Annotated in this window: 23 protein-coding genes; 2 read left to right on the top strand and 21 right to left on the bottom strand. The window is 71.8% G+C overall.

Going from position 1 to position 22,824, the window contains the following annotated elements:
• Nucleotides 1–89: 89 nt before the first annotated feature.
• Nucleotides 90–986, bottom strand: a complete 897-nt coding sequence (rpsB, locus tag ACZ6C1_RS02805; RefSeq protein WP_469236972.1) for a 30S ribosomal protein S2 — start codon at nt 984–986, stop codon at nt 90–92.
• A 253-nt stretch (nt 987–1,239) separates the two neighbouring features.
• Here rpsB and ACZ6C1_RS02800 point away from each other — a divergent pair, with 253 nt between their 5' ends.
• Nucleotides 1,240–1,719, top strand: a complete 480-nt coding sequence (locus ACZ6C1_RS02800) for a M23 family metallopeptidase (RefSeq protein ID WP_469236970.1) — start codon at nt 1,240–1,242, stop codon at nt 1,717–1,719.
• A 535-nt stretch (nt 1,720–2,254) separates the two neighbouring features.
• Here ACZ6C1_RS02800 and ACZ6C1_RS02795 read toward each other — a convergent pair.
• The 17 genes from ACZ6C1_RS02795 to ACZ6C1_RS02715 form a co-directional block, all read right to left on the bottom strand.
• The gene (locus ACZ6C1_RS02795; RefSeq protein WP_469237175.1) at nt 2,255–2,815 is read right to left on the bottom strand and encodes a TetR/AcrR family transcriptional regulator; all 561 of its coding nucleotides are present in this window, start codon (nt 2,813–2,815) and stop codon (nt 2,255–2,257) included.
• 53 nt (nt 2,816–2,868) lie between these two features.
• Complete coding sequence (whiG, locus tag ACZ6C1_RS02790) at nt 2,869–3,705, bottom strand: RNA polymerase sigma factor WhiG (protein ID WP_469236969.1); 837 nt, start codon at nt 3,703–3,705, stop codon at nt 2,869–2,871.
• 265 nt (nt 3,706–3,970) lie between these two features.
• A complete protein-coding gene (gene dprA, locus ACZ6C1_RS02785; RefSeq protein WP_469236968.1) occupies nt 3,971–5,140 on the bottom strand; it encodes a DNA-processing protein DprA in 1,170 nt (389 codons plus the stop codon).
• Between the two features lie 157 nt (nt 5,141–5,297).
• Nucleotides 5,298–6,911, bottom strand: a complete 1,614-nt coding sequence (locus tag ACZ6C1_RS02780; RefSeq protein ID WP_469236967.1) for a YifB family Mg chelatase-like AAA ATPase — start codon at nt 6,909–6,911, stop codon at nt 5,298–5,300.
• A complete protein-coding gene (locus ACZ6C1_RS02775; protein WP_469236966.1) occupies nt 6,912–7,274 on the bottom strand; it encodes a YraN family protein in 363 nt (120 codons plus the stop codon). It lies immediately after the preceding gene.
• Nucleotides 7,275–7,392: 118 nt separating this feature from the next.
• Nucleotides 7,393–7,701 carry a DUF2469 domain-containing protein gene (locus ACZ6C1_RS02770; protein WP_005311352.1) on the bottom strand — a complete coding sequence of 103 codons (309 nt, stop codon included), beginning with the start codon at nt 7,699–7,701 and terminating at the stop codon, nt 7,393–7,395.
• Nucleotides 7,702–7,756: 55 nt separating this feature from the next.
• The gene (locus ACZ6C1_RS02765; RefSeq protein WP_469236964.1) at nt 7,757–8,251 is read right to left on the bottom strand and encodes an NUDIX hydrolase; all 495 of its coding nucleotides are present in this window, start codon (nt 8,249–8,251) and stop codon (nt 7,757–7,759) included.
• Complete coding sequence (gene lepB, locus ACZ6C1_RS02760; RefSeq protein WP_469236962.1) at nt 8,244–8,987, bottom strand: signal peptidase I; 744 nt, start codon at nt 8,985–8,987, stop codon at nt 8,244–8,246. The genes ACZ6C1_RS02765 and lepB (ACZ6C1_RS02760) overlap by 8 nt, the downstream gene beginning before the upstream one ends.
• Before the next feature lie 106 nt (nt 8,988–9,093).
• Complete coding sequence (gene lepB / locus ACZ6C1_RS02755) at nt 9,094–10,017, bottom strand: signal peptidase I (RefSeq protein WP_469237173.1); 924 nt, start codon at nt 10,015–10,017, stop codon at nt 9,094–9,096.
• Nucleotides 9,902–10,993 carry a signal peptidase I gene (lepB, locus tag ACZ6C1_RS02750; RefSeq protein WP_469236961.1) on the bottom strand — a complete coding sequence of 364 codons (1,092 nt, stop codon included), beginning with the start codon at nt 10,991–10,993 and terminating at the stop codon, nt 9,902–9,904. The genes lepB (ACZ6C1_RS02755) and lepB (ACZ6C1_RS02750) overlap by 116 nt, the downstream gene beginning before the upstream one ends.
• Nucleotides 10,986–11,726, bottom strand: coding sequence for a signal peptidase I (gene lepB, locus ACZ6C1_RS02745; protein WP_469236960.1), 741 nt, complete (start codon nt 11,724–11,726; stop codon nt 10,986–10,988). Before lepB (ACZ6C1_RS02745) ends, lepB (ACZ6C1_RS02750) begins: the two co-directional genes overlap by 8 nt.
• Nucleotides 11,727–11,799: 73 nt before the next feature.
• The gene (gene rplS, locus ACZ6C1_RS02740; RefSeq protein WP_064070301.1) at nt 11,800–12,150 is read right to left on the bottom strand and encodes a 50S ribosomal protein L19; all 351 of its coding nucleotides are present in this window, start codon (nt 12,148–12,150) and stop codon (nt 11,800–11,802) included.
• Nucleotides 12,151–12,281: 131 nt separating this feature from the next.
• Nucleotides 12,282–13,103 (bottom strand): tRNA (guanosine(37)-N1)-methyltransferase TrmD, encoded by an 822-nt coding sequence (trmD, locus tag ACZ6C1_RS02735; protein WP_469236958.1) that lies wholly within the window; start codon nt 13,101–13,103, stop codon nt 12,282–12,284.
• Nucleotides 13,103–13,675 carry a ribosome maturation factor RimM gene (gene rimM, locus ACZ6C1_RS02730; RefSeq protein ID WP_469236957.1) on the bottom strand — a complete coding sequence of 191 codons (573 nt, stop codon included), beginning with the start codon at nt 13,673–13,675 and terminating at the stop codon, nt 13,103–13,105. Before rimM ends, trmD begins: the two co-directional genes overlap by 1 nt.
• 96 nt (nt 13,676–13,771) lie before the next feature.
• Nucleotides 13,772–14,011, bottom strand: coding sequence for an RNA-binding protein (locus ACZ6C1_RS02725; RefSeq protein WP_005311361.1), 240 nt, complete (start codon nt 14,009–14,011; stop codon nt 13,772–13,774).
• 2 nt (nt 14,012–14,013) lie between these two features.
• Nucleotides 14,014–14,457, bottom strand: a complete 444-nt coding sequence (gene rpsP, locus ACZ6C1_RS02720; RefSeq protein WP_469236956.1) for a 30S ribosomal protein S16 — start codon at nt 14,455–14,457, stop codon at nt 14,014–14,016.
• Nucleotides 14,458–14,612: 155 nt separating this feature from the next.
• Nucleotides 14,613–15,206, bottom strand: coding sequence for a hypothetical protein (locus tag ACZ6C1_RS02715; RefSeq protein ID WP_198944041.1), 594 nt, complete (start codon nt 15,204–15,206; stop codon nt 14,613–14,615).
• Nucleotides 15,207–15,782: 576 nt separating this feature from the next.
• Between ACZ6C1_RS02715 and ACZ6C1_RS02710 the strand changes: the two genes are divergently transcribed.
• The gene (locus ACZ6C1_RS02710) at nt 15,783–16,643 is read left to right on the top strand and encodes a methyltransferase domain-containing protein (protein WP_469236954.1); all 861 of its coding nucleotides are present in this window, start codon (nt 15,783–15,785) and stop codon (nt 16,641–16,643) included.
• A gap of 42 nt (nt 16,644–16,685) precedes the next feature.
• On the opposite strand, the gene ftsH is transcribed toward ACZ6C1_RS02710, so the two are convergent.
• From ftsH to ACZ6C1_RS02695, 3 genes are all read right to left on the bottom strand, one after another.
• Complete coding sequence (gene ftsH, locus ACZ6C1_RS02705; protein ID WP_469236953.1) at nt 16,686–18,569, bottom strand: ATP-dependent zinc metalloprotease FtsH; 1,884 nt, start codon at nt 18,567–18,569, stop codon at nt 16,686–16,688.
• Nucleotides 18,570–18,699: 130 nt separating this feature from the next.
• Nucleotides 18,700–20,250 carry a signal recognition particle protein gene (gene ffh / locus ACZ6C1_RS02700; RefSeq protein WP_469236951.1) on the bottom strand — a complete coding sequence of 517 codons (1,551 nt, stop codon included), beginning with the start codon at nt 20,248–20,250 and terminating at the stop codon, nt 18,700–18,702.
• Between the two features lie 142 nt (nt 20,251–20,392).
• A complete protein-coding gene (locus tag ACZ6C1_RS02695; protein WP_469236950.1) occupies nt 20,393–22,822 on the bottom strand; it encodes a [protein-PII] uridylyltransferase in 2,430 nt (809 codons plus the stop codon).
• Between the last annotated feature and the right edge of the window lie 2 nt (nt 22,823–22,824).

The raw sequence follows: 22,824 nt of genomic DNA, 5'->3' as shown, positions 1-22,824 counted from the left end.
TCTCTTTCGAAGTCTGGAAGATCTACGAAGATCTACGGGTGGACGGCGGGGGCCACGCGTGCCCCCGCCGTCGATCCGAACCCTGAGGGTCAGGCCTGCTCGGCGTCCGCGGCCGGAGCCTCGTCGGCCGGAGCGGCCTCGGCGGCGGGCGCCTCGGCAGCGGCCTCGGCCGGCTTCTCGGCGGCCTCGTCGGAGTCCGCCTTCTTCTCGCCACCCTCGAGCAGGTCGCGCTCCCACTCGGCCAGCGGCTCGCCGGCGGCCTTCTCGCCCGGCTTCTGGTCGCCGGTCGCGGCGCCGGAGCGGGCGATGAGGCCCTCGGCGACGGCGTCGGCGATCACGCGGGTGAGCAGGGTGACGGAGCGGATCGCGTCGTCGTTGCCCGGGATCTTGTAGTCGACCTCGTCGGGGTCGCAGTTGGTGTCGAGGATCGCGACGACCGGGATGTGGAGCTTGCGCGCCTCACCGACGGCGATGTGCTCCTTCTTGGTGTCGACGATCCAGACGGCGCTGGGCACCTTCTGCATCTCGCGGATACCGCCGAGGGTCTTCTCCAGCTTGGCCTTCTCGCGCGAGAGGACCAGGAGCTCCTTCTTGGTCAGACCCGAGGCCGCGACGTCCTCGAAGTCGATCGCCTCGAGCTCCTTCAGGCGCTGAAGGCGCTTGTAGACGGTCGAGAAGTTGGTGAGCATGCCGCCCAGCCAGCGCTGGTTGACGTAGGGCATGCCGACGCGGGTCGCCTGCTCGGCGATCGCCTCCTGGGCCTGCTTCTTGGTACCGACGAACATGATGGAGCCGCCGTGCGCGACGGTCTCCTTGACGAACTCGTAGGCGCGGTCGATGTACGACAGCGACTGGAGCAGGTCGATGATGTAGATGCCGTTGCGCTCGGTGAAGATGAAGCGCTTCATCTTCGGGTTCCAGCGACGGGTCTGGTGACCGAAGTGGACGCCGCTCTCCAGCAGCTCCCGCATCGTGACGACGGCCATGGCCGTATCTCCTTGGTTCTCGGTTATGTCCTGACGCCCCGACGCGCCGTGCCACGAGTGGACCGAAGAGCGCTGCCACGACTTTTGACGGTGGTGGCGGGGCGTGCGAAGTCGACCCGGTGGCCCGGGTCGCCAGAAGAAGTGTACGGGACCTCGGCAGCGCCGGGTGACGGCGCTGTCCACAACCGGCCGGTAGTCCACAGATCGGGTCCATGATCAGCGCGGTCGCGTGCGTCCGCGCCACATTCTGCGCATGTACTCCACGCTGTTCGCCCTGCTGCTGTCCGCACTCGTCCCCCTCACCGCCGTCTGGCCGGTGGGCCCGCCGCGCCCGGCGATCGTGCGGGGCTGGGAGCCTCCCGCCTCCGTGTACGGTCCGGGCCACCGCGGTGTGGACCTGGCCGCCCCGCCGGGCACCGAGGTCCGCGCGGCGGCGGCCGGCCGGGTCACGTTCGCGGGCCCGGTGGCGGGCCGGGGCGTCCTGTCGATCACACACCCGTCCACGGGCGCCCCGCCCCTGCGGACCACCTACGAGCCGGTCCGCCCCCTGGTCCGCCAGGGCACGGACGTCACGGCGGGCCAGGTGGTGGGCGTCGTCTCCGCGGCCGCCCGCGCCCACTGCGCGTCGACGTGCCTCCACTGGGGCCTCCGCAGAGGCGACACCTACCTCAACCCCCTGTCGCTCCTGCGCCGCCCGCCCTCGCGCCTGCTGCCCCTCACCGATCCGGCCTGATCCGCACCCGGCGTCCGGCCGGGGTGGGGCCGTGCGGGGTCGTCCCCGCGGAGGTCGGCGGCACCGGGCGGGCACCGAGCGAGGAGCCCGAGGCCGCCGACCGCGAGGAGACGAGCCCCGGAGGGCCCCACCCCACCACCCGCCGCGTCCCCCGCAGAACCGCCACGCCCCCCTCGGCGGCGAGCCCACAACCAGCACGCACCCCTGCCCCACGGCCGCTCACCGCACCCACGCGCCGGAACCCGCACCAGCCCCTACCGAGGCGGAACCGGCACCACGAACCGCGCCGCACCACAAAGCGCACCGCACCACGAACCGCGCTGCACCCCGACCGGCGGCGAACCTGCGCTGCAAAAAGCGGGGCGGCGAACCCGCACTGCCAAAAGCAGCCCGGCGACGAGCCCTCGCCGCAGAAAGCGGCCCACAGCAAGCCCGCACCGCACAAGGCGCCCCGGCAGCAAGCGGCGCCCCGACAGCAAGCGCCACCACATAAGGCGCCCCGGCAGCGAGCCCCCAGCGGCCCCTCGGGCGAGAGCTACGCGCCCCGCACGCCCCGGAGCGCCATCGAGACGGCCGTTTCGGCGATGGCGGCCGGGTCCTCCGCCGCGCCGAGCTCGATGCGGCGGACCGCCGCGTCGACCACACCCTGGAGCAGCATTGCGGCCAGCCGCGGCTGCTCCTGGCCCAGCTCGGCCAGCGCCTCGACGATCATGGCGACGAGCCCGCCGTGCGCGGCGCGGATCTTCTCCCGCGCCCCGTCGTCCAATTCGCTCGCGGAGATCGCGACGACCGCCCGGTGGCGCCGGTCACCGACGAGGTCGAGCTGGGTGCGGACGTACGCCTCGACCTTGCCCTCGGGTGTCTCCGCCCGCTGCATCGCCGCTTCGACCTCCGCCGCCCATACCGGGAAGTCCACCGCGCACAGCTCCTCGACGACGGCGGCGCGTGAGCGGAAGTACTCGTAGACGGACGACCGGGCCAAGCCGGTGCGCTCGGCGAGGGCGGGGAAGGTCAGCGCCTCCGTCCCGCCTTCGGACAGCAGGGAACGCGCGGCGTCCAGCAGGGCGCCGCGCTGCATGGTCCGGTGCTCGGCCACGGAGGCCGCTCGAATCCTGGGCACGGCTCCACTTTACGACCGCCCCCTCCGGGTCACCGCCCTACATCGGCCAGCTTTGCCCTCAGCTGGAGCACCGACTTGGTGTGAATCTGGCTGACACGGCTCTCCGTGACGCCCAGCACGTTGCCGATCTCGGCCAGGGTCAGTCCTTCGTAGTAGTAGAGCGTGACGACGGTCTTCTCCCGCTCCGGGAGCGTGTTGATGGCACGGGCGAGCAGCCGCCGCAGCTCGCGGTCCTCGGCCACCTCGACGGGGTCGTCCGCGGCGGTGTCCTCCAGGGTGTCCATGAGGCTGAGCCGGTCCCCGCCCTCGCCGCCGACGTGCAGCAGCTCCTCCAGAGCGACGACGTTCGCCAGTGACAACTGGCTGAAAACCGCGTGCAGTTCCTCCAGGGCGATGCCCATCTCCGCGGCGACCTCGCTCTCCGAGGGGGTGCGCCGGAGCTGGGCCTCCAGGGTGGCGTACGCGCGCTCCACGGCTCGCGCCTTCTGCCGCACGGAGCGTGGGATCCAGTCCAGTGCCCGGAGTTCGTCGATCATCGCGCCGCGGATCCGGGTGATGGCGTACGTCTCGAACTTGATCGACCGCCCGATGTCGAACTTCTCGATCGCGTCGATGAGTCCGAAGACCCCGGACGACACGAAGTCCGCCTGCTCCACGTTGGACGGCAGACCGACGCTCACCCGGCCCGCGACGTACTTCACCAGCGGCGAGTAATGCAGGATCAGCTGTTCCCGCAGCCGCTCGTCGCCCGTGTCCTTGTACGACCGCCACAGCTCGTCGAGCGACGAGGGTGCGGGCGGGCGCACGGTGCTCCGGGCAGCGGGGGGCACCGCCGCGCGGTCGGACCCGGAGGTGTGCTGGGGCATGCGTCGCCTTGAGCCGTTCTGCTGGGTGTGAGGGGGGACGGGGGGATGGTGGCGGGATGCGGAGGGGGTAATTCTGGTGAGCGTAGCGTGACTGTGGAGTCGCAATGAGCGAAGGCCACTGGATCGTGGCTCCACGGAGCCGTGCCGTCGGCCGCAATTTCGAATGGGGCCCATGGGGCCGACTGCGCGCACGTCGGCCCCTCCGGCGTCGCCGAGAGAGCTGCGGAGGTCATCGCCCCTCACCTTTTCACCCGATTGCTGCGGGTCAAGGACCGCCTCGCCGTGCGTTCGGGCGACGTACCGCCTCGGCCGTCAACTGCCAGCCTTCGCCCCGGCGTTCGACGAAACCCAGGGAGTGGAGTTCGTACAGTCTGCCGAGCGCCTCGTCAACGGTCGTGCCGGCGTCATGCGCGATGTCGGTACACGTGGCGGCTGTTCCGCGTGCGGGGAGCGCTTCCAGGACGCGGGCGCTGACCCGGTCCAGGAGGTCCCTGGGCAGGACCGGCCCGCGCCGGGGCGGGGCGAGGTCTCCGATGTCGCCGACGAGCTCCGCGACTTCCACGGCGTCGGTGACGAGCTCGGCGTCGCCGCGCAGCAGCTCGTGCACACCTGCGGAGAGGCCGCTGGTGGCCGGGCCGGGGACGCCCATGGTGAACCGTCCGAGTTGCTGCGCGGCGCGGGCGGTCACCAGGGAGCCGCTGCGGTACTCGGCCTCGACGACGACCGTGCCCCGGGTGAGCGCGGCGATCACTCGGTTGCGGAGGATGAACCGGCTCGGGGTCGGATGGGCGCCCGGTGGCAACTCGGCGACGACCAGGCCCTGTTCCGCGATGCGCCCGATCAACTCGGCGTGCCCGCGCGGGTAGGCCGTGTCGACACCGCAGGCCAGCACGGCGACGGTGGCCCCGCCGGCGGCCAGCGCGCCCCGGTGGGCGGCGCCGTCGACGCCGAAGGCCGCGCCGGAGACGACGACCCAGCCGCGCTCGGCGAGCCCCGAGGCGAGGGTCGCCGCCATGTGCGCCCCGTACGGGGTGCAGGCGCGTGCCCCGACGACGGCGACGGAGCGCAGCGCCCAGCGCCGGAGGTCGGACCGGCCGCGCACCCACAGACCGACGGGCCGGGTGTTCCCCAGATCGTCGAGCTGGCTCGGCCACTCCGGGTCGCCCGGCACGACGAACCGCCCGCCGCACGCCTCCGCCGCCGCCAGGTCCCGCTCCGGCTCGGCCCGCGCCGCCCGCATCCGCAGTCCCTGGATGCGCTGCTCGGTCGCCCCGGTGAGAGCGTCGTCCTCGTGGGCCATGGACGTCAGCCGTCTCAACAGCTCCACCGCTCCCAGCTCGCGCAGCCATCGCCCGGCGTGCTCATCACCCGGTTCGACGACCCGGGTCAACGCCGCTCGCGCCCACCGCTCCCGCTCGGTCACCCTCTCAGCCATGCCGCTTCCCCTCCCCCGGTCCATGACTTCCGGTCCGTGTGGCTCCTGTGGCCCCCACCGGTCCGCCTGCGCCTCTCGCGCCCCACCTGTCAGGGCATCCCACAGCCACCCCGCCCCTTCCGGGCGGCCGACGCCGGTCGGCCCACCGTGCGTGGGCTCACCGTGCGCCCCCGGCCGGCATGGGCACCCCCCTGGCGATTCCGGTGCGGAGCTCCAGCGCCAGGTTGACGTCCTCGGGGCCGGGCCGGTCGCGGCCCGCGAGGTCGGCGATGGTCCAGGCGACCCGCAGGACGCGGTCCAGCCCTCGCGCGGTGAGCAGACCTCGTTCGATGTCCCGTTCGGCGGGGGCGAGGGCGCCGGGGGCGACGTGCCAGCGGGTGCGGAGCTCATGGCCGGGCACCTCGCAGTTGACGTTCCAGGGTGTGCCGTCCAGTCGGGCGGCGGCACGGGCCCGGGCGTCGAGCACCCGCCCGGCGACCGCGTCCGTGGACTCGCCGCGTCCTCCCTGGGCCAGCAGGTCCGCGCGGGTGACCGGTTCCACCTCGACGCGCAGGTCGACCCGGTCGAGCAGCGGGCCCGACAGCCTGGCCTGGTAGCGGCGGATCACCGATGCGGGGCACTCGCATCCCGCCCCGTGCAGGGTGTGCCGCCCGCAGGGGCACGGGTTCGCGGCCAGCACCATCAGGAACCGTGCCGGTAACCGGACCACTCCCGCGCTGCGCGCCACCACTACGTGGCCCGACTCCAGGGGCTGGCGCAGTGCGTCCAGCGCCTTGCCCGAGAACTCGGGCGCCTCGTCGAGGAACAGCACCCCGCGATGAGCGAGAGAGACGGCGCCCGGTCTCGGCAACCCGTTGCCGCCTCCGACAAGGGACTGCATGGTCGCGGAGTGGTGGGGCGCGCAGTACGGCGGCCGGTGCACCAGTGGTTCGCCCGGTGGCAGGAGACCGGCCACGGAGTGGACCGCGGTGACTTCCAGGGCCTCCTGGCGGGTCAGCGACGGCAGGACGCTCGGCAGCCGCTCGGCCAGCATGGTCTTGCCCGCGCCCGGCGGCCCGGACAGCATCAGGTGGTGTCCGCCGGCTGCCGCGACCTCCAGGGCGACGCGCGCCGTCCGCTGCCCGGCGACGTCCGCCAGGTCGGGCCCGTCGGCCGGGTCGGGGCTGAGTCCGGTGCCCACTCCGGCGCCCGGGACCAGAAGTCCGGCCAGCATCGCGTCGGGTCGTCCCGGCTCGTCGGGCTCCTCCTCCGGTACCGCCTCGTCCGCGAGCACGGCGATCAGTTGCCGCAGCGTGCGGACGCCGAGGACGGAGACCCCGGGCACCAGCGCGGCCTCCCCCGCCGTCTGCTCCGGGACGACGACCTGCCGGTAGCCGGCCTCCGCGGCGGCGAGGACCGCGGGCAGCACGCCCCGCACGGGTCTGACGCGCCCGTCGAGGCCCAGCTCTCCGATGAGGACGAGGTCGGCGATCGTCCGGGGATCGACGCGCTCGGCGGCGCCCAGCACGGCCGCCGCGACGGCGAGGTCGAATCCCGACCCGCCCTTGGGTACGGAGGCCGGGCTGAGCCCGACCGTCAGCTTCTTCTGCGGCCACTCGGCGTCCGAATTGACGATGGCCGCCCGCACCCGGTCCCGGCTCTCGGTGAGGCTCTTGTCCGGCAGACCGACCAGCGCGAACGCCGCGACACCGGGCTCCAGGTCGGCCTGGACCTCGACGACCACGCCTTCGACGCCCACCAGGGCCACCGAGCACGTCCGTGCGAACCCCATTCAGGCCACCCCCCGCACGTGCTCCAAGACGGGCGCGCCGCGCAGGGGCAGCAGCACCCCGATCAGATCGACGCGCACCCCGCCCGCCGGCGGCCCACCGTGCCGCTCCAGCCAGCAGGCGGCCAGCCGCCGCAGCCGCTCGGCCTTGGCGGGCGTCACCGCCGCCATGGGGTGTTCGAAACCGCCGCCTCTGCGGGTCTTGACCTCGCAGATCACCAACGTGTCGCCGTCCCGGGCGACGATGTCGATCTCCCCGGCCCGCCCGCACCGCCAGTTGCGGGCGAGGGTGACCATCCCCGCCGCGCCGAGCCGGCGGACCGCAAGCTCCTCGCCGTACCGCCCCAGTGCCCCCGTCGCGTTCATCCGGCACCACCTCCGTCACCGACTGTGACGCGTCGGTGCCGGACTTGTGGATCTTGGTGGACAACCGGCCGGTTGTGGAAAACTCGGTCACCCACACCGGTGAACGATGCCGAGCGCCTCAGCTGCCGGGCAGCTCCAGATCGCTCTTGTTGAGCTCCTCGATGTTCACGTCCTTGAAGGTCAGGACCCGCACCTGTTTGACGAACCGTGCCGGCCGGTACATGTCCCAGACCCACGCGTCCGCCATGGACACTTCGAAGAACACCTCGCCCTGCACCGAGTGGACCTGCATCTCGTAGTCATTGGTGAGGTAGAAGCGACGCTCGGTCTCGATCACGTATTTGAACAGACCGACGACATCGCGGTACTCCCGGTAGAGCTTCAGCTCCATCTCGGTCTCGTACTTCTCGAGGTCCTCGGCGCTCATGGCATGTTCCCCTTCAGCCGTGCGTGCCCCCATTGTGCTCCAGTGTCCTGGGCCCCTAAACGATTTCGGGGGCCAGGACCACGGGCGTAGCAGGGGGTCCCTCGTCGAGCAGCGTGCGCAGCAGCTCGGCGAGTCGTGTCGGGTACACCGTCTCACGGGCCGCCGACAGTTCGGCGGAGGTCCACCACCTCAGCCCCGCGACACTGCGGGTCTCCAGCTCCGTCAGCGCGCCGAGGGCCACCGTGGTCCGGGTCGTACGGGCCAGGTAGTACCACTCGTCCTGATGCCAGCGCCGCCCCGCGAAGGGGAAGGAGCAGACCCGCTGCCACACCACCGGCCCGAGCTCCACGTCGGTGAGGCCGGTCTCCTCGGCGAGCTCGCGCAGCGCCGCCTGCTCGCGGGTCTCGTCGCCCTCCACCCCTCCACCGGGCGTGAACCACCAGGTGTCGGAGGGGTCGTCCGGCTCATAGCCGTTCAGTAGCAGGATCCGGTCCTGCGGGTCCAGCAGCACCACCCGGGCCACCTGTCGCAGCGGCGTCTCCTCAGCCATGCGCGGCCACCCCCGCCCGGCCCCGGCCCGCACGGGACAGCCGGCCCGCGATCGGGCCGTACGCCGCGCCGGACAGGATCAGCACCGCTCCGGCCGCCACCGACCCGGCCACCAGCTTGACCGGACCGGGCCGCGACACGCCGCCGGGCAGCTCTGCGAAGCTCTGCGGCCGGTCCACCATCTCGGCCGGGGGCCATGCCACGGCGTCCACCCGGGCGCTCACCGCCGCGCGCGGCACCGAGCCGTGCCCGGGGTCCTGGAGGTGGACGCGGGAGTCCTGCGAGGAGCCGCGCTCGTCACCGAGCAGGAACAGCTGCCCGTCGGGCACCGACGCCGAGAACGGCGCCGAGGAAGCGGGCCCCTCGGAGCGCAGATACGGTTCCTCGACCGCGTCGCCGTTGATGGTGAGGCGGCCGGCGCTGTCGCAGCAGGCGACCTTGTCACCGCCCACGCCGACGACCCGCTTGACCATCGGCAGGTCGCCCCAGGCCGCGTCCTTGAACACCACGACGTCACCGCGCCGCACGTCGGCACCGTCTATCCGCTGCGCCAGCACCCGCTCACCGGCGTCGACGGTCGGGGACATGGAGTCCGTCGGCACGGTGTACGGCTGGTACTCGAGCGCACCCCAGATGAATCCGCCGAGGAAGAGCACACAGCCGACGGCCACGGCCAGCCCCGACAGCGCGCTGCCGAGACGGCCGCGGCCGTCGTCCGTCGTGTCGTTCTTGCCCATCCCAGCGCTCCCCACGTTCGGAGATCGACGATCTGGAACGGCACCCTACCCGCGGTTCCCTACTCGGCGGTATGCCCAACGGGCGGACCGGGGGGCGTGCGGTGGATCAGCCGTCCCGCCGCTTCCGCAGCCACAGGACGACCGGCAGCGCCGCGGCGAGGCCCAGCGCACCCGGCCCGGCCATCTGCGTGGCGGCGCTCGACGCCACCGCCGCCGCGTTCAGCCCCGGCTGGTCGAACGTGTCCGGCACCGGCAGCGTGGACCAGCGGGTGACCGGCCAGGCCACCACGACCGCGCGACCCACGACCTGGTCGTTGGCGACCGTGCCGCTGCCGGGCAGCTCCTGGTGGTAGCGGGAGTCCAGGGAGTTCTGGCGGTTGTCGCCCATCACCCAGATGCGGCCCTCGGGCACCTTGATCGGCCCGAACGGCTCGTCGTCGCACGGCGTGGAGCCGGGGTGGATGTACGAGGTCTCGTCCAGCGGCTTGCCGTTGACGACGACCTTGCCGCCCTTCTTGCAGCTCACGGTGTCACCGCCGACCGCGATGACCCGCTTGATCAGGTCCTTCTCCTCGGCGGACGGCATCAGGCCGATGAAGCTCAGGAACTTCTGCACCGCGTTGGGTTCGGGGGTGGGCTCGCCCTCCAGCCAGCCGCCCGGGTCGTGGAAGACGACGACCTCGCCGCGCTCCGGTTCGGACCCGAACCACGGGGTCAGCTTGTCGACCAGCACCCGGTCGCCACGCTGGAGCGTGTTCATCATCGAGTCCGAGGGGATCGAGAACGCCTGTACCAGGAACGTCTTGATCAGCAGCGCCAGCAGCAGCGCGATACCGATCAGCAGGGGCAGTTCCTTCCAGAAGGAACGCGGCCTCCTGGGCTCCTGGGGACCGCCGTCGTCGGCGCTGTCGCCCTCAGCCGGACCGGTCGTGGACGGGGGCTCCTCGACGGGGCCTGAAGAGGAAGGCCGTCCGAACTGATCGGGCCTCTCCTCGGGCTCGTCGTGTCCGGATCGTGCGCCGACCGCCAAATCCCCCACATCCACTCCTCACTCCGTGCAACCGCCGGCCCCACAGCAGGGGCAGGCCCACCACTCCCATAACGAGCGGGAGTTCCGCAGGGGTCGGGAGCCCGGTCAATCCGTTCACATTCCGAGAGGACACACTATGCGACGCGCCGAACGCGGGCGCAGTCCCGGTCCGCGAGTCCGGAACGGACGCGAAGGTGTCCGGTTCCTCCAGTCTGCGCCAGTGGTCGAAGGGCCAGGCGATGACGACCGCCCGCCCGACGACCTCCTCTTCCGAGACCGTTCCCTGAAACGCCTCGTTCAGGTGAAAGCGTGAGTCCGCCGAGTTCGACCGGTGGTCACCCAGCACGAAGATCCGCCCCGCCGGCACCTTCACCTCGAACGGGATGGTGGAGGGGACGTCCCCCGGGTTCAGATACGGCTCGGTGAGCGGTACGCCGTTGACGGTGACCCTTCGGTCCGCGTCACAGCACTTGACGGTGTCCCCGCCGACCGCCACGACCCGTTTGATCAGGTCCTGTTCGTCCTCGGACGGCAGCAGACCGATGAAGGTCAGCGCCTGCTTGACCTGCTTGACGCCCACCGGGTCGTCCTTCTTGGGTGTCTGCTCCTGCTGGAGCCATCCGCCCGGGTCCTTGAAGACGACGACGTCCCCGCGCTGCGGCTTGGAGCCGAACCACGGGGTGAGCTTGTCCACCAGTACCCGGTCGTCGATCTGGATCGTCTGCTCCATGGAGCCCGATGGGATGACGAAGGCCTGCACCAGGAAGGTCTTCAGGACGAGCGCGATGAGCAGCGCCACGGTGATGAGGAGGGGAATCTCCTTGACGGCCGAACGGCGCCTGCGTCGCTTGACCTTGCGGGCCAGCTTGCGCCGCTCCGCACGTCCGGGCAGGGGCCGGGCACCGTCCGTGGGCCGTGAGCCGGTGGGCAGCCGGGTGTCGGCCCGGTGGCTCCCCTGCTTGCCGCGGTTACCCATGGCCCCCGCCAACGGCTCCCGCCTCCGGTACGTCGCGGAAGGCGCCCGTCGGCCCCACCTCCGACCAGCGCCCGAACGGCCAGCCGATCCAGTCGGCGCGCCCGATCACATGGTCCACGGGGACCATGCCGCCGCCCGGGGAGCCGAGGTGGTCGCGGGAGTCGCGCGAGTGGCTGCGGTGGTCCCCCATGACCCACAGGGTGCCCTGGGGCACGACGATGTCGAAGGGCACCTGCGAGGGCGCGTCACCGGGGTAAAGGTAGCCCTCGCTCACGGGTACGCCGTTCACCTCGACTCTTCCCCCCTTGTCGCAGCACTTCACGCGGTCGCCTCCCACCCCCACGACGCGCTTCACGAAGTCGGTGTCGGCGGGCTCGGCGAGGCCGAGTGCCGCAGCCGCCCCGTGCAGCAGTCCGGCGACCGGATTCCGCTCCGGCGCCTCCCGGACGAAGGACCCGGTGCCGTCGAAGACGACCACGTCCCCGCGCCCGGGCTCGGAACCGAAACGGTACGCCAACTTGTTCACGAGCACCCGGTCCCCGATCCGGAGGGTGGGTTCCATGGACCCGCTGGGGATCTGGAAGGGCTGCATGACGAAGTGGCTGACCAGCAGCAGGAAGACCGCGCAGGCGAGGCCGGTCAGCCCGGCCCGCCGCCGGAAAAGCACGGAGCGCGACCGCTCCTCCGTGTCGGAGGACCGGTCGCGCTCTGTGTGCTGTGCTTCGGTGTCCATCGGAGCCAGATGGTATCCGGCCCTCCTGTGACGCTCAGTCCGGAACCGAGGCGCGACGGGGGTGAGCCGGAGCTCAGTTGTCGCGCTTCTCCTTGATCTTCGCGGCCTTGCCGCGCAGCTCGCGCAGGTAGTAGAGCTTGGCGCGACGGACGTCACCGCGGGTCACGAGCTCGATCTTCTCGAAGATCGGGCTGTGCACCGGGAAGGTGCGCTCGACGCCGACGGAGAAGGAGACCTTGCGGACGGTGAACGTCTCGCTGACGCCCGCGCCCTGGCGGCGGATGACGACACCCTTGAACTGCTGGATACGCGAGCGGTTGCCCTCGATGACGCGAACGTGGACGTTCACGGTGTCACCGGGACGGAACGCCGGGACGTCGGTCCGCAGGGACGCGGAGTTGACGGCGTCGAGCACGTGAGCCATGTGTGTCTGCTTCCTCGCTGATGCCACAGGTCATCAACGGAACATCGAGATGAGAAAAGGGGAGCTGATCGCGTCGGACGGGCGTCGTGTCCCCCTGTGGCAGGGGCGCACGCCGGACGGACAGCAGCTGCCTATTCTTCCACGTCCTGGGGCCTGCGCCAAAATCGGCCACCGGGTTCGGGTGCCCAGCCCAGCAGGGACAGGGTTTCGCGGTCCTTCTTGTCGAACGCGGAGGCGTCGCAGCGCTCGATCAGGTCGGGCCTGTTGCGGGCGGTCCGCCGCAGCGCCTCGTCCCTGCGCCACCGGGCGATCTTGCCGTGGTGCCCGCTGAGCAGCACGTCGGGGATGCCACGGCCGCGCCACTCGGGCGGCTTGGTGTAGACGGGGCCTTCCAGCAGGTTGGCCATCGCGCCGGGGGCGAAGGAGTCGTCCCGGTGGGACTCGGCGTTGCCGAGGACGCCGGGCAGCAGGCGCGCCACGGCTTCGGTGACGACCAGGACGGCGGCTTCCCCGCCGGCGAGGACGTAGTCGCCGATGGACACCTCGTACACCGGTATCCGGGTGGCGTACTCGTCCATGACGCGGCGGTCGATGCCTTCGTACCGCGCGGGGGTGAAAATCAGCCACGGGCGCTGGGAGAGTTCGACGGCGAGTTCCTGGGTGAAGGGCCGCCCGCTGGGTGTGGGGACGACGAGCACCGGCCCGTGGGCGCCGGCGTCGTAGCCGGAGGCCAGTACGTCGTCCAGGGCGTCGCCCCAGGGCTCGGTCTTCATGACCATGCCGGGGCCGCCGCCGTAGGGGGTGTCGTCGACCGTGTTGTGCCGGTCGTAGGTCCACCGGCGGAGGTCGTGCACATGGACGTCGAGCCGGCCACGCGCGCGTGCCTTGCCGACGAGGGAGACGTTCAGCGGTTCCAGGTACTCGGGGAAGATCGTGACGACGTCGAGCCGCATCAGGCTTCGTCCTTCGCGGCCTCGGAGGAGTCCTCCGCGTCCCTGGAGGAGGCGATCTCCGCGCGGTCGTCGATGAGTCCTGGCGGCGGGGTGATGACCGCCTTCTGCTCGTCGAGGTCGATGTCGGTGACGATCTCCTCGACGAACGGGATCATGACCTCGGTGCCGTCCGGCCGTTCCACCACGAACAGGTCCTGCGAGGGCAGGTGGGAGATCTCGGTGATCCTGCCGACCTCGGTGCCGTCGGCGAGGACGACGTCCAGGTCGATGAGCTGGTGGTCGTAGTACTCGTCGGGCTCGTCCGGACGCTCGTCCGGGTCGACGTCGGCGATGAGGAGGGTGTTGCGCAGCGCCTCGGCGGCGTTGCGGTCGCGTACGCCTTCGAAGCGCAGCAGCAGCCGGCCGCTGTGGACGCGGCCGGTCTCGATGGTCAGCGGCCCGGCGGAGGCCGGGTCGGTGGCCAGTACGGCACCGGGCGCGAGCCGCAGTTCGGGCTCGTCCGTACGCACCTCGACGGTGACCTCGCCCTTGATGCCGTGGGCGCGGCCGATCCGTGCGACTACCAGCTGCACGTCTTCATCTCTCCTGTCGTACGACAACGGGCCGGGGTGGGCCGTAGCCCTCCCCGGCCCGTGCCGGCGCATTTCAAGGTAAAACAGCCAACGTGTTCAGCGGACCTGGTCCACGTCGACGAGGTCGACGCGGATGCCCCGGCCGCCGATGGCGCCCACGACGGTTCGCAGGGCGCGGGCGGTGCGGCCATTGCGGCCGATCACCTTGCCGAGGTCGTCGGGGTGGACCCGGACCTCCAGCACGCGCCCCCGGCGCAGGTTGCGCGAGGCGACCTGCACGTCGTCGGGGTTGTCGACGATGCCCTTCACGAGGTGCTCGAGAGCCTCCTCGAGCATGCTCAGGCCTCGGTCGACTCGGTGGACGCGGCCTCGGCCTCGTCCGCCTTCTTGTCGGCCTTCTTCGCCTTCGGGGTGATGGCCTCACCCTTGGTCTCGTCGCCCTCGAGCGCCTTGGCGAAGGCGTCGAAGGAGGCGCGCTTGTCTTCCTTGGTCGCCGGGGCGAGCAGGGGCTTCTCCGGGGCCGGGAGGCCCTTCGCCTTCTGCCAGTCGCCGGTGAGCTTCAGGATCGCGAGGACCGGCTCGGTCGGCTGGGCGCCGACGGACAGCCAGTACTGCGCACGCTCCGAGTCGACCTCGATGCGCGACGGGTTCTGCACCGGGTGGTACAGGCCGATCTCCTCGATGGCCCGGCCGTCACGGCGGGTACGGGAGTCGGCGACGACGATGCGGTAGTGAGGCGAACGGATCTTGCCCAGACGCTTCAGCTTGATCTTGACTGCCACGGGTGTGGTGTCTCCTGGTCTTGACGTGGTTGGGCACAACGGGATGCCGCGTGGGGTTGCGGTACTCGAGTGCCCGATGGACGCGTCAGCCGGAGGAGAGAGGGGTCCTGTTCGACTGTCGAGTACAGCTAGCCATTGTGCCACATCACGCGGGGTCAGCTCGCCGCGCCCACGGCTTCCGGGATGCGGAAGGGCTTCCCGCAGCCGCCGCACACGATGGGCGCCTGCGCGAGGACCGAGGGCACGACGCGTACGTTGCGACCGCAGTCGCACACGGCCTTGACCCGCACGCCGCCACCGGAGGAGCCGTGCCGGGCGGCCGGCCCGCGGAAGGAGCGCTTGGTGTCCGCCGCCGTGGCGACCGTGTGCGCCTTGAGGGCGCGCTGCAGCCGCTCGATCGTCGGCCGGTACCGGCGCTTGGCCTCGGGGCTGAGCGTGACCAGGGAGAAGCCGCTGCTGGGGTGCGGCTCCTCGGAATGGTCCAGGCCCATCTCCTCGGCGATCGCCAGGAATCTGCGGTTGTGGTAGCGACCGGCGCGCGAAGTGTCGCGGACGCCTCGCGCGGCGGCGATGCCGTGGACTGCCTCGTGGAGCAGTCGTTCGAAGGAGAGCTCGGCGCCACACGCGGACGACGACTCTCCGATCAGGGATTCGGGCGCGGCTAGATCGGGCAGCTCGGGGTGGTGCCGCTGAATGTCGGCCCACGCCTGTGCCAGCTCTGCGGCGAGAACAGGTGGTGTCGTGCTCACGTCGTGACAACGAGCCGGAGTGCCCCCGGGTTCCATTCCGGGGCATCTCAAATAATTTGCACGTACCAGTCAGTTGCCGTTGATGCGTCCTGACGAGGGCCAGTGCGCTGATCTGCGGAGAAGCCGCGCAGCTCCCAACAAGGTGGTACGTAGCGGCGCGTACGCCCCGGCGCGCAGACCATTTTCGGGCGCCGGTCGCCGCCCCGGTCAAGGGGGCGCACGGAGCAGGGCGCCCGCCCGTGCACAGGCGACAGTACCGGGGCTGTCCGCACGGCTCGGCGCCGCCCCGTCCCCCCACGGCCCGCGGCCGGTTCCCCCGCAGGCCAGGACGGGCGCAAGGAGCCGGGTCACCGTCCTGGCATGGCGGGAATCACCGACCGCCTCCACTATGGGAGGTGGTTCGTGCCGCACTCGGGGGCGCACGACCGGGGCACGCAAGCATTGCGCCCCGACCCCTGGACTTGGGGGCGGATGCGGAGTTCCCTGGCTACGGGGAGTGCGAGCGCACGTACACGGGGGCTGTCAATCAGGGCACAGACGCACAGATGGACCTCTCGGCGGATTGGGGCGCTTTCGATGACACCTATGCTCGTCCAGCACCACCCCCACCCGGCCTCGGCCCCTCCGGCTTCGGATGCGCCCGGCCGTGCCCGCGACTGGGCGGAGATCCAGGAACGGATGCTGGTCCCGCTCTACGAAGCGGTGTACGAGCACCTGGAGGTCGGTACCGGAACGCGGCTGCTCGGTCTCGGATGCGGCTCGGGCCTCGCCCTGCTGATGGCCGCCGCGCGCGGCGCTCAGGTCACGGGCGTCGACACGGACCACGCGCGCGTGGACCTGGCCCGCCAGCGGTTGCTCCCCGACGCGAGTGGGCGGCAGACCCACGGCTGCGGCGAGACGAGGCTGCTGTACGGCGGGTCGGCCGATGCCGCCGATCCCACCCGTCCGGAGTACAACCTGATCACCGCCTTCCAGCCGATCGGCTGCACCGCGGGGGACTCCGAGGGGCTGGCGCCCGCGCTCTCCGCGGCCGTGCGGCTGGCGGAGCGGGGCAGCGCGGTGGTGCTGGCGGGCTGGGGCCCGCCGGAGCGGTGCGCCACCTCGGCGGTGCTCCGGGTGGCGGGCCGGCTGACCGAGCGGCTGCGCACGGGCGCGACGTGGCGCCCGGCCCTCCGGGACGACCTGGAGGAGGTGGCCGCGCGGGCCGGGCTCAGGCCGGACGGCTCGGGACGGGTGGCGTGCCCGTTCGGGTACGCGGACATGGACAGCGCCGTGCGCGGGCTGTTCTCGACCGGCCTGTTCGACCCGGCGGTGGCGGCCTCGGACCAGGCGACGGTCGAGAAGGAGGTCACCGAGGCCCTCCATCCGCATGTGCGCGCCGACGGGACCGTCTGGATGCCCAACGTGTTCCGCTACCTCGTCGCCAGGACGCCCTGAGCAAGGACGCCCCGCGTCACGGGACGCCCTGACGCCGACGGATCAGTCCTTGGTGGTACGGGGGATGCCGGCCGCCCGGTAGGCCGCTTCCTCCTCCAGCGTCTCGTTCTCCAGGAGCGCCGCCGCCAGCGCGTCCAGTCGGGCGCGGTGCTCCTGGAGCTGCCGGCAGGCGCTCTCGTAGCACTCGTCGACGATGCGGCGCATCTCGTGGGCCACGGCGTCCAGCGTCGCGGGGGCCGCCGACAGCCCGTAGGCCTGCTGCGCGTCGCCGGGGATGGCGCTGAGCCGGCCGACCCGTTCGCTCATGCCCCAGCGGCCCGCCATGCCACGGGCGATGTTGGTGACCTGCTCCAGGTCGCTCTCCGAGCCCGTGGTGACGACGCCGAAGACGACGTGCTCGGCCGCCATTCCGCCGAGGGCGCCGATGATCCTGCCGCGCAGGTACTCCTCGGTGTACGCGTACTTGTCGGCGTCCGGCGTCGACAGGGTGACACCCAGGGCACGTCCGCGCGGGACGATGGTGACCTTGCGGACGGGGTCGGCGCCGGGTTGCAGCATGCCGAGCAGCGCGTGCCCGCTCTCGTGGTACGCGGTGCGGCGGCGCTCCTCCAGGGGCATGACCAGGGCGCGTTCGGCGCCGAGCTGTACCTTCTCCAGCGCGTCGGACAGGTCGGAGCGGGTGACCTGGTGCTGGCGGCGTTTGACCGCGAGGAGGGCGGCCTCGTTGGCGAGGTTGGCCAGCTCGGCACCGGTCATGCCGGGTGTGGTGCGGGCGACCTGGGTGAGGTCGACGTCCTCGGCCAGCGGGATGTCGCGGGTGTGGATCCGGAGGATGGCCTCACGGCCGCCCCGGTCGGGCGGGCTGACATGGACGATCCGGTCGAACCGGCCGGGGCGCGTCAGTGCCGGGTCCAGGACGTCGGCGCGGTTGGTGGCGGCGATGACGATGACGCCCTCGGAGCCGGAGAAGCCGTCCATCTCGGTGAGGATCTGGTTCAGCGTCTGTTCCCGTTCGTCGTGGCCGCCCATGGCCGCGCCGCCGCCCCGGATACGGCCGATGGTGTCGATCTCGTCGATGAAGATGATCGCGGGCGCGACCTTGCGGGCCTCGTTGAACAGTTCCCGGACGCGGGACGCGCCGACGCCCACGATCATCTCGATGAACTCGGAGGCGGACGCGGAGAAGAACGGCACGCCCGCCTCGCCCGCCACCGCCCGGGCCAGCAGCGTCTTGCCGGTGCCGGGCAGGCCGGACAGCAGCACGCCGCGCGGCATCTTGGCGCCCATCCTCCGGTAGGCCTGCGGGTTCCTCAGGAAGTCGACGACGTCGTTGAGCTCGCCCTCCACCTCGTCGATCCCCGCGACGTCGGCGAAGGTGGTCCGCCGCCCCACCTCCAGTTCGACCGGCCTGGGCGGGGCCTTGCGGCCGAGCATGCCGCCCGCCCCCAGCCCGGCGCCCCTCATCCGCCGGGCGAGGAACAGCCACAGCACGACGAGCAGCAGGATCGGCGCCAGCGAGAACAGCAGGTTGGCGAGGAAGCTCGGCCTGTCGACGACCGGCTCGGCCGTGACGGTGACCTTCTGCCTCGTCAGCTCGGCCCAGAGGTTGTCGTCGGCGAACGCCGGCCGCTGGGTGGTGAAGCGCTGCTCGTTCTTCAGCTCACCCTCAATGGCGTCGCCCTTTGAGTAGATCTTGGTGACGTTCCCGTCCGAAACCTGCCTGCTGAATTCGGTGTACGAGATGGTCCGCTCGTCGCCGTCGCCGAAGAAGGACAGGGCCAGATTGGTGAGGACGAAGACGGCCACCGCGGCGAGCAGCAGCCAGACCCATCCCGGGGTCTTCCTGCGGGGCGGGGTCGGGGGCGGTGCGCCCTCGGAGCGCCAGGGCTGGTCGGTGCGGTCGCGCGGGGGTACGGAATTGGCCACGCAGCCATGATGCGAGAGGCGAGCGAAAGCGGCATTACGGGCATACCCACACCTGGACGTCGAAGGGTGGTACCCCGGACGGACGAAGGGGCGCCCACCCCCCGGGTGGACGCCCCCTCAAGGCCGCTGATCAGCCCATGAACTTCTTGAACTCGTCCGGCAGCTCGAAGTCCTGCCCGGGCTGCCCGGCCGGGAGGCCGAACGCGCCACCCTGCTGAGCCTGTTCGCGGCGCGCCGCCGCGGCCTGCTCCTCGGCCTTCCGCTTCATCGGGTTGCCGCTCTTGCGCTTGCCCTTGGCCTGCTTCTGCTGCTTCTTCTGCCGACCCGGACCGCCGCCCATGCCGGGGATCCCGGGCATGCCCGGCATGCCGCCGCCCTGGGCCATGCGCGACATCATCTTGCGGGCCTCGAAGAACCGCTCGACCAGCGACTTGACCGCGCTGACGTCGACACCGGAACCGCGGGCGATGCGCGCACGGCGGGAGCCGTTGATGATCGTCGGATCGTGGCGCTCGCCCGGGGTCATCGACTTGATGATCGCGGCCGTACGGTCCACGTCACGCTCGTCGATGTTGTTGATCTGCTCCTTCATCTGGGCCATGCCCGGGAGCATGCCGAGCAGCTTGGAGATGGAGCCCATCTTCCTGACCTGCTCCATCTGGGCCAGGAAGTCGTCGAGCGTGAAGTCCTTGCCCTTGCTGCTCGCCAGCTTGGAGGCCATCTTGGCGGCCTCTTCCTGGCTGAAGGTCTGCTCGGCCTTCTCGATCAGCGAGAGCACGTCGCCCATGCCGAGGATGCGGGACGCCATGCGGTCCGGGTGGAACGCGTCGAAGTCGTCCAGCTTCTCGCCGTTGGAGGCGAACATGATCTGGCGGCCCGTGACGTGCGCGATCGACAGGGCGGCACCACCACGGGCATCACCGTCGAGCTTGGACAGCACGACCCCGTCGAAGCCGACACCGTCGCGGAAGGCCTCGGCCGTGTTGACCGCGTCCTGACCGATCATGGCGTCGACGACGAAGAGGACCTCGTCGGGGCTGACGGCGTCGCGGATGTCCGCGGCCTGCTGCATCAGCTCCTGGTCGATACCGAGACGGCCGGCGGTGTCGACGATGACCACGTCGTACTGCTTGGTCCTGGCGTACTCGACCGAGTCCTTGGCGACCTGGACCGGGTCGCCGACGCCATTGCCGGGCTCGGGGGCGTAGATGCCGACACCGGCGCGCTCCGCGACGACGGAGAGCTGGTTGACGGCGTTCGGGCGCTGGAGGTCACAGGCGACGAGGAGCGGCGCGTGTCCCTGGCCCTGGAGCCACTTGCCGAGCTTTCCGGCGAGGGTGGTCTTACCGGCACCCTGGAGACCCGCCAGCATGATCACGGTCGGCGGGTTCTTGGCGAACCTCAGACGGCGGGTCTCGCCACCGAGGATGCCGATGAGCTCCTCGTTGACGATCTTGATGACCTGCTGGGCGGGGTTGAGCGCCTGGGAGACCTCGGCACCGAGCGCCCGCTCCTTGACCTGCTTGATGAAGGCACGCACGACGGGCAGCGCCACGTCGGCTTCCAGCAGTGCGATACGGATCTCGCGGGCGGTGGCGTCGATGTCCGCCTCGGACAGGCGCCCCTTGCCCCGGAGGTTCTTGAAGGTCGCTGCAAGGCGGTCGGAGAGGGTATCGAACACGGTGGTCGCGGATCCTCAGGTGTCGGTGGGGGTCCCCCCTGTTCGAGCGGAGCCGAGAACGAGGGGGAAGGCGGATGGTCGTCCCCCAGGGTATCCGCCTCGCGCGGCTGAGCATCAGCCCCGCCCGGAAGCGGTCCCGGGGCTACCGGTTCCGGAGATCGGCCTCCAGGGCGCGGGCCACCTCCGCGGCCTCTTCCGAAGGGAGTGGGGCGCCGGCCGCGTCCGTGACGTAGAACGCGTCGACCGCGTTGGCGCCCAGCGTCGAGACGTGGGCGCTGCGGACGCGGACTGCGGCCGTTTCGAGGGCGTGGCCGATGCGGTGCAGCAGGCCGGGCGCGTCATGGGCGCGGACCTCGATGACCGTGGCCAGGGTCGAGCCCGCCGCCGCGACCGTGACTCGGGGTGGCGGCGCCGTGACGCCGCGGCGGCGCGGGTAGGCCGCTTCGCGCTCGGCCAGGCGGGCGGCGATGTCCAGGGAGCCGTCGAGGACACGGACCAGGTCGGCGCGCAGCCGGGTGGCCTGCGGGAGGGAGCCGTACTCGGCCGCGACACGCCAGTTCAGTACGAGGACGGCGGCAGGGCCGAGCTCGGTGGGCAGCTCGATGGCCCGGAGGTCGGCGGAGCGGACGGTCAGGCGGTGCAGGGCGAGGACCCCGGCGACGGCGGGCAGGACACCCGGCTGGTCCGGCAGGGCGATGAGGAGCTCGACCCCGACCGGTTCGGGTTCGGTGTGGTCGGAGGGGTGCTCGGCGTGGAGGGTCAGCACGGGTTCGCCCGTGCGGAGGGCCTCGACGGCGAGGCGTTCCTCCTCGGCGCCGGGTGCGACGGGCGCCGGGGCCGGCGGGGTGTCGCCCGCGAGGACGCCCGCGACCCGCTTGACGAGGTCGGCGACGAGCGAGGCGCGCCAGGAGGACCAGGCGGCGGGGCCGGTGGCCAGGGCGTCGGCCTCGGTGAGGGCGTGCAGGAGCTCAAGGGTCGAGGGTGACCCGATGGCCGCGGCGACGGACTGGATGGTGGCCGGGTCGTCCAGGTCGCGACGGGTGGCGGTCTCGACGAGGAGGAGGTGGTGGCGTACGAGGGTGGCCAGCACGCCCGCGTCGGCCTTGTCGAAGCCGATCCGGCCGGCCACGTCCCGGGCGATGGTCTCGCCCGCCACGGAGTGGTCGCCGGGCCAGCCCTTGCCGATGTCGTGGAGGAGCGCGGCGACCAGGAGGAGGTCGGGGCGGCCGACGCGGCGGGTGAGCGCGGAGGCGCGTACGGCGGTCTCGACCAGGTGGCGGTCGACGGTCCAGGTGTGGACGGGGTTGCGCTGCGGGCGGCAGCGGACCCGCTCCCAGTCGGGGATCAGGCGGCTGATCAGCCCTTCGGCCTCCAGCGCCTCCCAGACGGGCACCGTGGGTTCGCCCGCGCCGAGGAGGGTGACGAGCTGCTCGCGGGCGTCGGCGGGCCATGGCTCGGGCAGCGGTTTGGCGGTGGCGGCGAGGTGGCGTACCGCGTGCAGGGAGAGGGCCAGGCCGGACTGGGCGGCCGCCGCGGCGGCCCGCAGTGGCAGGACAGGGTCGCGTTCGGGTCGTGCGGTGCGGGCGAGGACGACCTCGCCGTCCATCTCGACGACCCCCTCGGCGAGCGGGGTGCGTGGGACGGGCGGTTTGCCGCCCAGCATCTTGCGCAGCCTGGGGCGTACGGAGCGGGCGCGCAGCACCCGGTTGACCTCGCGCCAGGTGACGTCACCGGCGTACGAGATGGTCCTGGCGGCCTCGTAGACCTGGCGGAGCAGGATGTCGGAGTCGAGCAGGTCCAGGGCGGCGGCGACCTGGTCCTGCTCCTGGAGGGCGAGCCTGTCGGTGGCCCGTCCGGTGACGAGGTGGAGCGCGTCGCGGGTGTCGAGGAGGGTGCGGCGCGCTTCGGCGAGCCCTTCGCGCGGGGCGTCGGCGAGCCAGGAGGCGGCGACCGCCCGCAGCGCGGTGGCGTCGCGCAGGCCGCCCCGGGCCTCCTTGAGGTCGGGTTCGAGGAGGAACTGGAGCTCCCCCTGGCGTTCGGCGCGTTCCCGGCACAGCTCGTCGAGCTCGGGGAGCCGCTTGGGGGCCTGGTTGCGCCAGTCGGCGAGGACGGTGGTACGCAATCCGGCGACCAGTCCGAGGTCACCCGCGATGGGGCGGGCGTCGAGCAGGCCGAGCTGGACCTTGAGGTCCTCGGCGGCGGTCTTGCGGGCCTCGGCGGGGGTGCGGACGGAGTGGTCGAGGGCCAGGCCCAGGTCCCACACCGGGTACCAGATGCGGTCGGCGAGCGCCGCGACGGTGGCCGGGTCGGCGGTGCCGTCGTGGAGGAGGAGCACGTCGAGGTCGCTGCGGGGGGAGAGCTCGCCGCGTCCGTAGCCGCCAACGGCGACGAGGGCGGTGCCCCGGGGCGGGGCGGCGGCCGTGTGGAGGGCGGTGAGCCAGTCGTCGGTGAGCCGTGCCAGGGCGGCACGGCGCGGCGGCCCGGACCGCGCCTCCTCGGTGAGGAGGCGCAGCCGGGCCGCCGCGTAGCCGCTGGGTCCCGAGTCTTCGTCGGTCACTTCGGTACTCGTCACCC

The organism is Streptomyces sp. NPDC041796, from assembly GCF_055590785.1.
Note: the sequence above shows the minus strand (reverse complement) of the source record. Positions and strands in the feature narration are given on the sequence as shown.